This is a genomic window from Halorussus marinus (assembly GCF_004765795.1).
GTDB classification, from domain to species: Archaea; Halobacteriota; Halobacteria; order Halobacteriales; family Haladaptataceae; genus Halorussus; species Halorussus marinus.
Genome location: NZ_SBIV01000002.1, coordinates 256,130 through 271,141 on the forward strand (window position 1 = coordinate 256,130; position 15,012 = coordinate 271,141).

A 15,012-nucleotide genomic window follows, 5' to 3' on the forward strand; every position below is an offset into this window, starting at 1 on the left:
CCATGTCTACAGGACAAACACCCAAAGAGATCGGCGAGATCAGCTTCGGGCTGATGGACCCCGAGGAGTACCGAGAGATGTCGGCCACGAAGATCATCACCGCCGACACCTACGACGACGACGGCTTCCCCATCGACATGGGGCTGATGGACCCCCGGCTGGGCGTCATCGACCCGGGACTGGAGTGCAAGACCTGCGGGAAGCACTCGGGGTCGTGTAACGGCCACTTCGGTCACATCGAGCTCGCGGCGCCGGTGATCCACGTCGGGTTCACGAAGCTCATCCGCCGGCTCCTGCGCGGGACGTGTCGGAACTGCTCGCGGCTGTTGCTCACCGACGACGAGGCCGCAAAGTACGAGTCGAAGCTCACCCGGACCCGGGAACTGAGCAACGACGTCAACGACGTGACCAAGGCCGCCATCCGGGAGGCACGCAAGCAAGACCGGTGTCCCCACTGCGGGGAGGTCCAGTACGACATCAACCACGAGAAGCCGACCACCTACTACGAGGTCCAGCAGGTCCTCACCAGCGAGTACTCCGAGGTCATCGCGGCCGCGATGCAGGGCAAGGCCGACGACGACGAGGAGCGAGAACCCGTCCCGCCCCAGGAGCTCGCCGACCAGACCGGCATCGACCTCTCGCGCATCAACGAGATCATGTCGGGCGAGTTCCGGCCCCGAGAGGACGACCGGAAGGCCCTGGAGAAGGCCCTCGACATCGACCTCACCGAGGAGGACATGAACAAGCTGATGCCGAGCGACATCCGGGACTGGTTCGAGGACATCCCGGACGACGACATCGAGACGCTGGGCATCAACTCCGAGCGCTCGCGGCCCGAGTGGATGATCCTGACGGTCCTGCCGGTGCCGCCGGTGACCGCCCGGCCGTCGATCACGCTGGACAACGGCCAGCGGTCCGAGGACGACCTCACCCACAAGCTGGTCGACATCATCCGGATCAACCAGCGGTTCATGGAGAACCGCGAGGCGGGCGCGCCCCAGCTCATCATCGAGGACCTCTGGGAACTGCTCCAGTACCACGTCACCACCTTCATGGACAACGAGATTTCGGGCACGCCGCCCGCCCGCCACCGCTCGGGGCGGCCCCTCAAGACCCTCAGCCAGCGGCTGAAGGGCAAGGAGGGCCGGTTCCGGGGCTCGCTGTCCGGCAAGCGCGTGAACTTCTCGGCCCGGACGGTCATCTCGCCGGACCCGACCCTGAGCCTCAACGAGGTCGGCGTCCCCGAGCGGGTCGCCCGCGAGATGACCCAGACGATGAACGTGACCGAGCGCAACGTCAAGGAGGCTCGCCGGTACGTCTCGAACGGCCCCGAAGGCCATCCGGGCGCCAACTACGTCAAGCGCCCCGACGGCCGCCGGCTGAAGGTCACCGAGAAGAACTGCGAGGAGCTGGCGACCAAAGTCGAGGCGGGCTGGGAGGTCAACCGCCACATGGTCGACGGCGACATCATCATCTTCAACCGCCAGCCGTCGCTCCACCGGATGTCGATCATGGCCCACGAGGTGGTCGTGATGCCGTACAAGACCTTCCGGCTCAACACCGTCGTCTGCCCGCCGTACAACGCGGACTTCGACGGCGACGAGATGAACATGCACGCCCTCCAGAACGAGGAGGCTCGCGCGGAGGCCCGCGTCCTCATGCGCGTTCAAGAACAGATCCTGAGCCCGCGGTTCGGCGAGAACATCATCGGCGCGATTCAGGACCACATCTCCGGGACCTTCCTGCTGACGAACGAGAACCCCCACTTCAACGAGACGCAGGCGCTCGACCTCCTGCGGGCGACCCGGATCGACGAACTGCCCGACCCCTCCGGAAGCGAGGACGGCGAGCCGTTCTGGACCGGCCGGGACATCTTCTCGGAGTTGCTCCCCGACGACTTCGACCTGACGTTCACCGGGACCGTCGGCGAGGACGTGATCATCGAGGACGGCCAGCTCGTCGAGGGCACCATCGCCGAGGACGAGGTGGGCGGCTTCGGCGGTCAGATCGTCGACACGATCACCAAGCAGTACGGCAACACTCGCGCGCGCATCTTCATCAACGAGGTCGCGGCGCTGGCGATGCGCTCGATCATGCACTTCGGGTTCTCGATCGGCATCGACGACGAGACGGTGCCCGCCGAGGCCCAAGAGCGCATCGACGAGGCAATCGACAACGCCTACGACCGCGTCGAGGAGCTCATCGACACCTACCAGAGCGGCGACCTCGAGTCGTTGCCCGGTCGGACGGTCGACGAGACCCTCGAGATGAAGATCATGCAGACGCTCGGGAAGGCCCGGGACTCCGCCGGCGACATCGCCGAGGACCACTTCGCCGACGACAACCCGGCCGTGGTCATGGCCGAGTCGGGCGCGCGTGGGTCGATCCTGAACCTCACCCAGATGGCCGGCTGTGTCGGCCAGCAGGCGGTTCGGGGCGAGCGGATCAACCGCGGCTACGAGGACCGCACGCTGAGCCACTACCAGCCCGACGACCTCTCGGCGGAGGCCCACGGCTTCGTGGAGCACTCGTACACCGGCGGCCTGAACCCGCGGGAGTTCTTCTTCCACGCGATGGGCGGCCGTGAGGGGCTGGTCGACACGGCGGTTCGGACCTCCAAGTCCGGCTACCTCCAGCGCCGGCTCATCAACGCTCTCTCGGAACTCGAAACCCAGTACGACGGCACGGTGCGAGACACCTCCGACACCATCGTCCAGTTCGAGTTCGGCGAGGACGGCACGAGCCCGGTGCAGGTGTCCTCGAACGAGGACACTCCGGTCGACGTCGGCGAGATCGCCGACCGCGTGCTCGACGCGGAGTTCAAGGGGGCCGAGCGCGAGGAGTTCCTCGGCGAGAGCCTGCCGCCGACGAACCTCTCGGAGCACGCCGACGCCCGACAGGTCGAGAGCGACGACTGAACCCAATCCAACCATGACCGACTACGACGTATCCGAGGACATCGAGGCCGTCGTCGAGGACACCGAGCTCCCCCGACGGCTGAAAGACGAAGTGTACAGTACCATCGAGGATCGGGGCGCCGAGCTGTCGCAGGCCGACGACCTCGCGAAGGCGGTCGAAAAGCAGTACCTCGACACCCGGGTCGACCCGCTCGACCCCGTGGGGACGGTCTCGGCCCAGTCCATCGGGGAGCCGGGGACCCAGATGACGATGAACACGTTCCACTACGCGGGGGTCGCGGAGATCGACGTGACCCAGGGCCTGCCCCGGCTCATCGAGCTGGTCGACGCCCGCAAGACGCCCGACACACCGATGATGACGGTCCACCTCGAAGACGAGTACGCCGTCGACCGCGAGAAGGCCCACGAGGTCGTCTGGCAGATCGAGGCGACCAAGATCCTCGCGCTCGGGGACATCTCCACGAACGTCGCGGACATGATCGTCTCGATCGACCTGAACGAAGACACTCTCGACGAGCGGATGATCGCGCCCGATCAGGTCGCCGACATCATCGAAGACGAGCTCGGCGTCGGTACCACCCAGCAGGGGACCGTCATCGAGTTCGGCCCCCAAGAGCCCAGCTACCGCGACCTGCTCCAGCTCGTCGAACAGCTCCGGGACATCGTGTTCAAGGGGATCGAGGACATCTCGCGGGTCGTCATCCGGAAAGAGCAACTCGAGGAGCGCGAGGAGTTCGTCCTCTACACCGAGGGGTCGGCGTTCGGCGACGTCATCGACATCGAGGGCGTCGACGCGAGCCGGACCACCTCGAACAACATCCACGAGATCCACAAGAACCTCGGGATCGAGGCGGCCCGCGAGTCGATCATCAACGAGACGATGGACACCCTCGAAGAGCAGGGGCTCGACGACGTGAACGTCCGCCATCTGATGCTGGTCGCCGACATCATGACCAACGAGGGCACCATCGAGTCCATCGGCCGCCACGGCATCTCCGGGAACAAGAACTCGGTGCTCGCGCGGGCGGCGTTCGAGGTGACGGTCAACCACCTGCTCGACGCCGCGATCCACGGCGAGGTCGACGACCTGAACGGCGTGACCGAGAACGTCATCGTCGGCAAGCCGATCAAGCTCGGCACCGGCGACGTGAACCTCCGGATGGGATCGCTGTCCGGCGAGGCCGAGCCCGAGCCCTCGGACTGAGATGGTCGTCACGCTCTCGGATACGGCCCGCCGGTACATCGCGCTGTTCGAGGACGCGACCGGCGCGACCGCCCGCGACTGCGTGATCTTCGAGGACGACGGCGAACGGATCGTCTTCCTCGTCAAGCCCGGCGATATGGCCCGGGCCATCGGCTCGGGCGGCGAGAACGTCCGGAGCGTCGAGGAGCAACTCGGCACGGACGTGACGCTCGTCGAGGACGCCGACACCGCCGAGGCGTTCGTCGCCAACGCGCTGGCGCCGGCGGCGGTGTACAACGTCACCGTCAGCGAGGACGACGAGACGGTGGCGTACGCCGAGGTGGACGCCGCCGACACCGGCGTCGCGATCGGCGAGGACGGACGCAACATCGCGGCGGCCGAGCGGCTGGCGAAGCGCCACTACGACATCGACGACATCCAGTTGACGTAGGCCGGTCGTCGCTCCCGGCGGGGAGCGCGTCGACGACTCGGCTCGTTTTTCGGAAAACGAACGGCGCGATAGCCACCGGTCCGGCGGGGCGGTCGGCTCGAACACCGGCGGGGCAGTCGGCTACTCCGGGCGGCCGCCGTCCTCGATGGCGACGTTCGCCGGCGCGGCCGGATCGGCACCCTCGCCGCTCACGTCGAACTTCTCCACGAGCATCTGGAGGCGCTCGGCACGATCGCCGAGCGACTCGACGGCGGCGCTCACCTCCGACATGGAGGCGGCCTGCTGTTGGGCGGCCGCCGAGACGCCCTCGGTCTCGTCGGCGGTCGACCGACTGATGTCCGCGACCTCCTCGATCATCGAGACGACCTCCTCGGTGCCGGCGGCCTGGTCGTCGGTGGTGTCGCTGATCTCCTGAATGCCGCCGTCGGTCCGCTCGGCGTTCTCGGCCACCGCCGAGAACGCGTCGAGGACGTCCTGGACCGCCTCGACGCTCTCCTCGACGTACTGGTCGGCCGAACGGACCTCCTCGACCGTCGTCGCGGTCTGGGACTGGGTCTCCTCGATGCGCTGTTCGATCTCGGTGGCGGACGCTCTGGTCTCCTCGGCCAGTTCTTTGACCTCGTTCGCGACGACCGCGAACCCGTCGCCGCGCTTGGCCCCGTCGCCGCCGGCCCGGGCGGCCTCGATGTTGGCGTTGAGCGCGAGCATGTTCGTCTGGTCGGCGATGTCGCTTATGAGATCGACGATCTCGCTGATTTCGGTCATCTGGCGGTCGAGGACCTCGACCTTCTCGACCGTGGCGTCGATCGCCTCCCGAACCGCCCGGGAGTCGTCGATCGCCTGGCGCGCGGTCGCCTCGCCGTCCTCTGCGATCTCGGCGGTCTCGCGGGACGTCTCGGCGACGGTTTCGGCCGAGGCGGCCACCTCCTCGACGGTCGCCGAGAGGTCGGTCATCTCGTCGGCAACCGTCTCGAGCATCTCACGTTGCTCGTCGGCGCCCGCGGCGATCTCCTGGACGGACTCGCTGACGCCTTCGCTGGCTTCTCGGGCCTCGTCGGTGCCGGCGGTCGCGTCCCCGCTCGCGTCGGCCACGTCGTCCGCGAACTGCTGGATCTCGCGCATCGCCGACTCCGTCTCGTCCATCATCTCGTTGAACGCCTCGCCGATCTGCGCCATCGCCTCGCTCTCGCTCTCGGCGTCGAGTCGGACGTGGAGTTCGCCCTCGGCCGCCCGCGCCATGGTCGCGCTGTAGGCGTCGGCCTTGGCTTCGAGGTGGTCGTTGAGACGCTCGACCTCCCGCTGGCGGGCCTCGGCCTCGGCCTTTGCCTCCTCGGCTTCCGCCTTGGCGGCCTCGATCTCGGCCTTCTTGGCTTCGAGGTCCTCGACCTCGGCGGTCTTCGCTTCGGCCTGTTCGAGCTGTCGCTGGGCCTCCTCGCGGGAGCGCTCGGTCGAGTACCAGTGGGCCATCAGCGCCGCGGCGAGCGCGAGCACGAACGTCGCGTGGATGAACGACCACGCCCACGGGTTGTTGATACCGGCGGTGTGGTTGTACACCCGGCTCGGTTCGATCATGCCGAAGTAGCCGTGCTGGAGCGCGACGTAGGCGATGCCGAGCAGGAACGGGAGCCAGTCCTCGTAGACGGCGACGACCGCCATCACGACGAAAAAGTGGAAGTGCGCCTCGATGTACCCCCCGGAGAAGTGAACCAGGAACCCCGAGGTGGTCACCAGCCCCAGCGTGGCGAGTGCGGTCCGGGTGCGGCGGCCGAATCGCGACCACCTCGCGAGGAGCGCGAGTCCGACGACGATCCCGACTTCGAGGAGGACCCGCCACAGCGGGATGACGGGGATCGTCGCGCCGGTGACCGCGGACTCGGTCCCCTCGTACAGTCCGAGCGCGAGGAGGAGCGGGACGTGGGCCGCGAGAACCAACAGGATGTTGCGGTGGCGACCCCGCCAGGTCTCCTCGGGGATCGTGTCGCCGCTCGGAATGTACTCGACGAACTCGCGAATCTTGCTCTCCCACCCGTCGATCGGAGAGCTCGGTTGTCCCGCCCCGTCGGTGGTTCCTGCCATATAGAGCCAGCGCCGACTACAGCGCCAAAAATATTGGGGCGGCGCTATCAACCATAATAATCGTCGCGCCTGCGCGAGACCGGTCGTCGGCGGCGCTCCGGACTGATCCCCGTTCGGCCCAGCGACGGACTCTCCGTTCCGAACCGAACCTAAGCGCCGCGGAGAACCATTCGATGAGACTGGCTCAGATCCCGTAATCGACCCCTCTCGGCCGCCCTGCGGCCGTAACTCCGGGTGAAAGAGGGAGGCTTAAGTAGCTCCGACGGGTAGCCCACGCCATATGGCGAACGGCAAGTACGCAGCCCGGAAGCTGAAGAAGGACCGCCAGAATCACCGGTGGTCCGACTCCGATTACGCCCGACGCGAGCGCGGTCTCGGGGAGAAGTCCGACCCCCTCGAAGGCGCGCCCCAGGGCCGAGGTATCGTTCTGGAGAAGGTGGGCATCGAGGCGAAACAGCCCAACTCCGCGATCCGGAAGTGCGTCCGGGTCCAGCTCATCAAGAACGGCAAGCAGGTCACCGCCTTCTGTCCCGGCGACGGCGCGATCTCGTTCATCGACGAACACGACGAGGTCACCATCGCGGGCATCGGCGGCGCGAAGGGTCGTGCGATGGGCGACCTCTCTGGGGTCAACTACAAGGTAGAGAAGGTCAACGGCGTGAGCCTCGAAGAACTGGTTCGCGGGAACGCGGAGAAGCCGGTGCGATAATCATGGCCGCAGAAGACCAACCCGAACCCGACAAGCCTGCGGGCACCGACGAGGAAGGCGCGGCGACGAAGCTGTTCGACGAGTGGGACGTGACCAACATCGACTACACGGACCCCTCGACCGAACGCTACATCACGGTCACCCCGGTCGCCCACACGATGGGCCGCCACGCCGGCAAGCAGTTCCAGAAGAGCGAGATCTCCATCGTCGAGCGGCTCACCAACCGCCTGATGCAGACCGAGGAGAACACCGGCAAGAAACAGCAGGCGCTCCGGATCGTCCGGGAGGCCTTCGAGACCATCCACGCAGAGACCGACGAGAACCCCGTGCAGGTCCTCGTGGAAGCCGTCGAGAACGCCGCCCCGCGCGAGGAGACCGTCCGCCTGAAGTACGGCGGTATCTCAGTGCCGAAGGCGGTCGACGTGGCGCCCCAGCGCCGGGTCGACCAGTCGCTGAAGTTCATCGCCGAGGGCGTCTACAGCTCGTCGTTCAAGACGTCGACCGACGCGGCCGAGGCGCTGGCGAACCAGCTCGTCGGCGCGGCCAACTACGACGTCCAGACGTACGCGATCAACCAGAAAGAAGAGAAAGAGCGCGTCGCGGCCGCGGCCCGCTAAGTCTCTCTCCGTTCTCTCGGTTTCAGCTCTCGACCAGCCGCGGCGCTCGCCGGGCCGGGCGACCGCCGTGACGTCTCACTCGCCAGCCGCGCCGACGAGCACGAACGTGCTCTCGGTGTCGCCGTTGTGGATCTGGCGGCTCGCCTCGGCGGGGACGCGCAGGGCCTCGCCGCCGCTCAGTTCGACGTCCTCGCCGTCGACGGTGACCGTCGCCGAGCCGTCGACGAGCACGTACACTTCCTCCTGGCCGTCCTCGGCGTGGTCGTGTTCCTTCCCGGTCCAGCCGGGGTCGGCCTCCAGCAGGGTGACCCCGACCGTCTCGCAGTCGAGGGGGTCGCGGAGAAATCGCATCCCGTCGCCGATCGGTTCGACCGCGTCGGAGTCGACTTTCGTGTAGGACATGCGGGTCGGTGTACGGCCGCGAGGCTGATATAACGTGGGCCGGGTCGCCGCGCGGTCGGGGCGGGCCACTCGGGGTCGAGCCGCCTCCTCCGCGGTCGCGCCACCGTCCACCCCGATCGGGGCGCCTCGCCGAAAAGGGATAGATTTTAGGCCCGCCTAAACAACCCGCGGGTATGAGCGAACTCCCTGACGCGACTCGGAGGCGCTTGCTCTCGGCGGCCGCCGGGGCGGGCGCGGCCGCCCTCGCCGGCTGTGCGAACGTCGAAGTTGGCGACGGCGGGACCGAGACCACGGCGACGCCGAAGTACGACGTTGCGGTGTCCCACGACGAGACCGCGTGGGCGAAGTACGACCCCGACTGGGCGGGCCCGACCGATCCGCCGGTGCCCGCAGACGTGACCGTCGAGGTGCTCGTCGAGAACCTCGAAATCCCGTGGGACCTCGCGTTCGCGCCGGACGGCGACCTGTTCATCACCGAACGGACCGGCAACGTCCTGCGGTTCGACGCCGGCGAGGTGACCGAGGTCACCGCCCCGGACGGCGTGCTCGACGCCGAGGCCATGGAGCCGGGCACCGACGAGCGGTCGTGGTTCATCGCGGGCGGGGAGGGCGGGATGCTCGGCATCGCGGTCCACCCGGCGTACCCCGACGCGCCCTACATCTACACCTACTACACCACCCAGCCCGACGGCGAGCCGAAGACGAACCGGATCGCCCGGTTCGACGTGAGCGCCGACGACCCCGCCGCGACCGAGGAGGTGCTGGTCGACGGTATCCCGGGCGACGCAATCCACAACGGCGGCCGGATCGCGTTCGGCCCCGCGAACTACCTCTGGGCGACGATCGGCGACGCCGGCGAGAAAGAACTCGCCCAGGACCCGAGCGCGCTCCCGGGGAGCGTCCTCCGACTCACGCCCGACGGGCAACCCCACCCCGACAACCCCGAAACGGGCGACCCGCGGGTGTTCACCTACGGCCACCGGAACCCGCAGGGGATCACCTGGCTCCCGGACGCCCGGCCGATCATCACCGAGCACGGCCCGGACGGCCGCGGGGAGACGAACCTGCTCCGGGCGGGCGCGAACTACGGCTGGCCCGAGGTCCGAACCGCCGAGGCGTACGCCGGCGACGACGAGTACGCCCACCCGCTGACCAACAGCGGCGAGGAGTCGTGGGGCATCTGTGGCTGCGTGTTCTACACCGGCGAGGCGGTCCCCCCGTGGTCGAACCGGCTCGTGATCGGGACGCTCATCGGCCAGCACGTCAACCTCGTGACGCTCAACCGCGAGGGCGAGGCGCCGCCCCGCGACGAGGACGCACAGGTCTTCGACGAGCCGTGGTACGACGACGCGCTCGCGGCGACCTCCCACCGGACCCTGCAGGACGTGCTCGGGCGCGTGCGCCACGTCGAGCAGGGCCCCGACGGCGACCTCTACGCCATCACTTCGAACCGCGACGGCCGACCCAAGTCCGAGTCGCCATTTCCCCGCGAGCGCGACGACGTGCTCGTGCGGCTCACGCTCGCGGAGTGAGTCAGCCGGGAGCGCGTCGGTGGCTCGGGACGACGGCCACGTTCGGGGACGAATCGACCGCGAGACGGTCTATCGGCACCCGAACCGCCGGGGGCAGGAGCCGTACAGTCGCCGGCCGAACCCGGCCACCGGCTTTTGAGGCAAAACACCGACAGAATCGTCTGGTAGCTTCCCTGAGAGACCGCCACGATTCGGTCTGTCTCCTCGTCGGTATCCCGATCACAGTAATGGTGACAGACCACTCAAACTGTCGATCGGGACGCCCCGCCACCGTACTCGCTAATCCGTGTCGGCGTCGAAGCCGTCACCAGAGCCGAGACTGCGAGTACGATACGACACTCGCGGCGCGATTCTATCCGTATCCGCCGGGTTCGACCTCGATGAGTAGGGGGAGGTTTTCCCCGTAAAACGACGCGGGCCGAGTGAAGGCGCTAACGCCGACGGAGTCGTCGCCGACGGGGACGAACGAGTCGTTCACCGCGGGCGCCTCGTTCACACGCACCCGAACTCGATCGGGCGCGGTCCGTAGCCGATAGAGATACAGCGTCTCGCCGGGTTCGAAGTCCTCGACGCTCACGTCGATATCCCGTCCGTCCGGGAAGAACGTCCGAATGGTCGCGTTCGAGACCCGAAGTCCGCCGGTGTGTTCCAGCGCGAGGACCGTCCCGTTCCCGACCACCGAACCGGTCAATTGCGGGAGTTCGGCCCTCACCCAGTCGGGGCGTGTCGGCGCGACCACGCCGGTTCGAAGCGCGTAGTTCAGTCGAACGATTCTCCGATCGGAGCCGGAGCCGTAGCGCTGTACGACGGTGGCGTCGTGGATGCGTCCCGATCGATCGACCAGGACTCGGCCGTGGGTGCTCGCGATCGGCGTGGTGTTCGCGCGGAGTCCAGTCGCCCAGAACTCGTGGAGAGTTCGATTCGCAGTCGTGACGGTTCCCGTATAGGCGTACGTCGACGAGTTCAACCGATCGCCCAGCAGTGCCGTCACGCTCCGTCGGAACCCCGGGTCGGTGCTCTCCCCGCTTGCATATCTGTAAGAGATCGCCTGAGACGGGGACCCGACACTCGTTTTGGCCGCGAAGGCGTTCTCCGCGGACCAGAACTCGTTGAGGACGTCGTCGGTGCTGAGTCTGGTGAGCGAACGCGACGGCCCGTTGGTGCTGTTGATCGTTATCGTCGTGGTCTCGGCGCCGGCCGCCCGCGGGTCCGACGCGCCCGAGACCTGATCCCACTCGGCCTCCACCGTGTAGGTGATATCGTTCAGCGCCGATTTGTGTACCTCGACGAGCCGCGTCACGTTCTCGATGCCGGTCGCGGACGTTCCGGGAGGAAGCTCGGTCGTGTCGTTCGTCGACGCCACCGGCGTCGGTACCGGAAGCGATCGAGTAGCGGTCTCACTCGTCGCATCGTGGGCGGGTCTGGGCTGGACCGTGGGAGTAGCCACAGACAGCGCGACTAAGCCGATGCACGCGACGGCGATCAACACGCGGCCGCCGGACTCGGGCGTGGATTTGGACGTACTCATGAGCGGACCCCTGAGTCGGTCGACGGTCTCGGACAGTAGCGGTTTCCGTGGCGTCTCGCGGGGAGCGGACTCGGCGTCGAGGAACTGGTCGGTCGATTCACTGTGATCACGGAGTGGTGGTCAGCGACCGCGAACCGGTGGCGGTGTAACGGACACGTCGTCGTTCGACTTTGTTATTAGCTCTCGAACCGGGGTAAGTCCGGGTTTAGATACGGTAAGCAAGGTAACACCTCGACCGATTCGACGCCCGATGCCGGCTTCCAAAGGCCGGAGATGGACGTACTCGACGGCGCCCCTGCTACTGTGGCGCGAGCGACCGAAGGGAGCGCGGACCGAGGCACCCCCGAAGGGGGTGACGACGGTTTTTGATCGAGCTTTTGCAAGGGCGGCGCGTTTATGCGCCGCCCCCAGCAAAAGGTCGTCGTCAGTCCGCCGCCTGCTGTCCGCTGTCGACCGCGTACTCCCGGACCGCGTCGGCGAGACGCCGGCGGTACTCGCTCTCGTCGGGGTCCGGACCGAGCGACTCGAACTGGCGTTTGAACGCGGCGAGGTCGACGCCGGGCGCGTCGTTGGCGGCCGCGTGGGCGAGGTCGTAGAGCCGGTGGTCCTCGGCCACCAGATCGTGGCGCTCGACCAGCGCCAGCGCGAACGCGGCGTTGACCGCGGTCATCTCGGGGTCGGCCGTGCTGGTGATCCGGAGGCCGTCCTGCTCGCGGGCGGGGTTGTCGGCGACCGCCGCGGCGAGTTCGGATTCGAGGAACGCGACCAGCTTGTCGGTCGGGCCGACCCGGAGGGTGATGTCGTCGGCGTAGATGTCTTTCATGTGGTTGGCGATCTGGTAGCAGTGGGTCACCCGGCGGCGCTCGACCGACTTGCCAGACAGCGCGAGAAAGAGCACCTCCTCGGTCGACTGGGTGTGAGACGGATGGGCGTGCTCGTGGCGGGCCATGTGGGCGAACTCGTGGAGCGCGAGCTCGCGGGCCATCGCGCTGGTGGCGGCCTGCCGGGAGATGTTCAGGACGTGTTTTCCGTCGGGGTGGGCGGTCCAGGTCCGCTCGTCCGGGCTGTCCCGGACGTGGACGTGGACCGGCCGATCGAGGTCGTGGCCGGTCTCGAAGAGGTCGCGGGCGCGGAGAAACGGCACGGTGGGTCCGGGGCCGTGAACGTGGAGATCCATGTCTACTAGTGGCACGGACTCGGCGAGTATGACTCTTCCGCTGCGTGCGAGCCGGTGTCAGGGACTGAGGCGCCGACGCCGCCGATGAGGAAACACTATGCTTTTCAACCTCCTGCCGGTAGAAGGTCCATAATGGGTAGACGAAAGAAGATCGTCGAACAGTGCGAGCGACTGATGGACGAACCGGAGAACATCCGGAACATCGCTATCGCCGCACACGTCGACCACGGCAAGACCACACTGACGGACAACCTCCTCGCCGGCGCGGGTATGATCGCCGACCAGGGGGAGGCGACGCAGCTGATGATGGACACCGAGGAGGACGAACAGGAACGGGGCATCACCATCGACGCCGCGAACGTCTCGATGACCCACGAGTACGAGGACACCGCCCACCTCATCAACCTCATCGACACGCCGGGCCACGTCGACTTCGGCGGTGACGTGACCCGCGCGATGCGCGCCGTCGACGGCGCGCTCGTGGTCGTCGACGCGGTCGAGGGCGCGATGCCCCAGACCGAGACCGTGCTCCGGCAGGCGCTCCGAGAGGGCGTCAAGCCGACCCTGTTCATCAACAAGGTCGACCGCCTCATCTCGGAGCTCCAGGAGGGCCCCGAGGAGATGCAGCGCCGACTGCTCAACGTCATCGACGACGTCAACGAGCTCATCCGGGGCATGACCGAGGAGATGGACGACATCGAGGACTGGACCGTCTCCGTCGAGGAGGGGACGGTCGGCTTCGGGTCGGCCCTCTACAAGTGGGGCGTCTCGATGCCGTCGATGCAGCGCACCGGCATGGACTTTGGCGACATCATGGAGCTCGAACGCGCCGACAAGCGCCAGGAGCTTCACGAGCGCACGCCGCTGTCGGACGTGGTGCTCGACATGGTGTGTGAGCACTTCCCGAACCCCATCGACGCCCAGCCCCGTCGTATCCCGCGCATCTGGCGCGGCGACGACGACACCGACCTCGCCGAGGGCATGCGCCTCGTCGACGAGGAAGGCGAGGTCGTCCTGATGGTCACCGACATCGGCGTCGACCCCCACGCGGGCGAGATCGCCGCGGGTCGCGTCTTCTCCGGGACGCTGGAGAAGGGCCAGGAGCTGTACGTCTCCGGGACCGCCGGGAAGAACCGGATCCAGAGCGTCGGCATCTACATGGGCGGCGAGCGCGAGGAAGTCGACCGCGTTCCCGCCGGGAACATCGCCGCCGTCACGGGTCTGAAAGACGCCATCGCGGGCTCGACGGTGTCCAGCGTCGAGATGACGCCGTTCGAGTCGATCGAGCACATCTCGGAGCCGGTCATCACCAAGTCCGTCGAGGCCAAGAACATGGACGACCTCCCGAAGCTCATCGAGACGCTCCGGCAGGTCTCCAAGGAGGACCCGACGATCCAGGTCACGATCAACGAGGACACCGGCGAGCACCTCATCTCCGGGCAGGGCGAACTCCACCTCGAGGTCATCACCCAGCGCATCGAGCGCAATCAGGGCATCCCGGTCAACACGGGCGAACCGATCGTCGTGTTCCGCGAGGCCATCCAGGAGATGACCGACGTCATCGAGGGCATCTCGCCGAACCGCCACAACCGGTTCTACATCCAGGCCCAGCCGCTCACCGAGGAGATCATCGAGACGATCAAGCTCGGCGACGTGTCGATGGACATGCCCGAACAGGAGCGCCGTGAGGCGCTTCAGGAGGCGGGCATGGAGAAGGACATGTCCCAGAACGTCGAGCACATCCACGGGACGAACATCCTCATCGACGACACGAAGGGGATCCAGCACCTCAACGAGACGATGGAGCTCGTCATCGAGGGCCTCGAAGAGGCGCTCAACGACGGTCCGCTCGCGGGCGAGCCCGTTCAGGGCACCCTGTTGCGGCTCGAAGACGCGAAGCTCCACGAGGACACCATCCACCGCGGTCCCGCACAGGTCATCCCCGCGGTCCGCAACGCGGTCCACAACGCGCTCGTCGAGGGCGAGGTCCGACTCCTCGAACCGATGCAGGACGTCCGGATCGACGTGCCAAACGAGTACATGGGCTCGGCCTCCGGCGAGATTCAGGGCCGGCGGGGCCGCGTCGACGACATGTACCAGGAGGGCGACCTGATGGTCGTCGAGGGCGTCGCGCCCGTCGACGAGATGATCGGGTTCTCCTCGGACATCCGGAGCGCGACCGAGGGTCGCGCGTCGTGGAACACCGAGAACGCCGGCTTCGAAGTCATGGCCGACAACCTCCAGCGCGAGACGATCATGGAGATCCGCGAGCGCAAGGGCATGAAGCTCGAACTCCCCGCGGCGGTCGACTACTTCTAACGCTCCGGAACCGTTTTCGTCGGTTCGGAGCGCCGGGCGGACGCCCGCACTATTTGGGAACGACTGAAGCCTTATCACCTCCCGGACGCGAGACAACGAA

Annotated in this window: 12 protein-coding genes; 8 read left to right on the plus strand and 4 right to left on the minus strand. The window is 67.2% G+C overall.

The window, feature by feature from the left end:
• The first annotated feature begins 2 nt into the window (after positions 1-2).
• Genes EPY72_RS05260 through EPY72_RS05270 form a run of 3 tightly spaced genes read left to right on the plus strand, consistent with a single transcriptional unit; the run spans position 3 to position 4,552 of the window.
• On the plus strand, positions 3-2,918 hold the full coding sequence (locus EPY72_RS05260) for a DNA-directed RNA polymerase subunit A' (protein ID WP_135805779.1): 2,916 nt from the start codon (positions 3-5) through the stop codon (positions 2,916-2,918).
• Between the two features lie 13 nt (positions 2,919-2,931).
• Entirely contained in the window at positions 2,932-4,122 is a 1,191-nt protein-coding gene (rpoA2, locus tag EPY72_RS05265; RefSeq protein WP_135805780.1) for a DNA-directed RNA polymerase subunit A'', read from the plus strand.
• A gap of 1 nt (position 4,123) precedes the next feature.
• Entirely contained in the window at positions 4,124-4,552 is a 429-nt protein-coding gene (locus EPY72_RS05270; protein WP_134669524.1) for a NusA-like transcription termination signal-binding factor, read from the plus strand.
• A 120-nt stretch (positions 4,553-4,672) separates the two neighbouring features.
• Here the strand turns inward: EPY72_RS05270 and EPY72_RS05275 are convergent, their stop codons facing one another.
• The gene (locus EPY72_RS05275; protein WP_135805781.1) at positions 4,673-6,628 is read right to left on the minus strand and encodes a methyl-accepting chemotaxis protein; all 1,956 of its coding nucleotides are present in this window, start codon (positions 6,626-6,628) and stop codon (positions 4,673-4,675) included.
• A gap of 280 nt (positions 6,629-6,908) precedes the next feature.
• Between EPY72_RS05275 and EPY72_RS05280 the strand changes: the two genes are divergently transcribed.
• The gene (locus EPY72_RS05280) at positions 6,909-7,337 is read left to right on the plus strand and encodes a 30S ribosomal protein S12 (protein WP_134669528.1); all 429 of its coding nucleotides are present in this window, start codon (positions 6,909-6,911) and stop codon (positions 7,335-7,337) included.
• 2 nt (positions 7,338-7,339) lie between these two features.
• Positions 7,340-7,954: a 30S ribosomal protein S7 gene (locus tag EPY72_RS05285; RefSeq protein ID WP_134669530.1), complete on the plus strand. Its 615-nt coding sequence runs from the start codon at positions 7,340-7,342 to the stop codon at positions 7,952-7,954.
• 75 nt (positions 7,955-8,029) lie between these two features.
• On the opposite strand, the gene EPY72_RS05290 is transcribed toward EPY72_RS05285, so the two are convergent.
• Positions 8,030-8,356, minus strand: coding sequence for a cupin domain-containing protein (locus EPY72_RS05290; RefSeq protein WP_134669532.1), 327 nt, complete (start codon positions 8,354-8,356; stop codon positions 8,030-8,032).
• A 173-nt stretch (positions 8,357-8,529) separates the two neighbouring features.
• Here EPY72_RS05290 and EPY72_RS05295 point away from each other — a divergent pair, with 173 nt between their 5' ends.
• The gene (locus tag EPY72_RS05295) at positions 8,530-9,888 is read left to right on the plus strand and encodes a PQQ-dependent sugar dehydrogenase (protein ID WP_135805782.1); all 1,359 of its coding nucleotides are present in this window, start codon (positions 8,530-8,532) and stop codon (positions 9,886-9,888) included.
• Between the two features lie 352 nt (positions 9,889-10,240).
• Here EPY72_RS05295 and EPY72_RS05300 read toward each other — a convergent pair whose 3' ends face one another.
• Positions 10,241-11,251 (minus strand): hypothetical protein, encoded by a 1,011-nt coding sequence (locus tag EPY72_RS05300; protein ID WP_135805783.1) that lies wholly within the window; start codon positions 11,249-11,251, stop codon positions 10,241-10,243.
• Here EPY72_RS05300 and EPY72_RS05305 point away from each other — a divergent pair.
• The gene (locus EPY72_RS05305; RefSeq protein ID WP_135805784.1) at positions 11,232-11,522 is read left to right on the plus strand and encodes a hypothetical protein; all 291 of its coding nucleotides are present in this window, start codon (positions 11,232-11,234) and stop codon (positions 11,520-11,522) included. The genes EPY72_RS05300 and EPY72_RS05305 overlap by 20 nt on opposite strands.
• Before the next feature lie 318 nt (positions 11,523-11,840).
• Here the strand turns inward: EPY72_RS05305 and EPY72_RS05310 are convergent, their stop codons facing one another.
• Complete coding sequence (locus tag EPY72_RS05310; RefSeq protein WP_135805785.1) at positions 11,841-12,593, minus strand: DUF5781 family protein; 753 nt, start codon at positions 12,591-12,593, stop codon at positions 11,841-11,843.
• 132 nt (positions 12,594-12,725) lie between these two features.
• Here EPY72_RS05310 and EPY72_RS05315 point away from each other — a divergent pair, with 132 nt between their 5' ends.
• Complete coding sequence (locus EPY72_RS05315; RefSeq protein ID WP_134669540.1) at positions 12,726-14,912, plus strand: elongation factor EF-2; 2,187 nt, start codon at positions 12,726-12,728, stop codon at positions 14,910-14,912.
• The last annotated feature ends 100 nt before the right edge of the window (positions 14,913-15,012 follow it).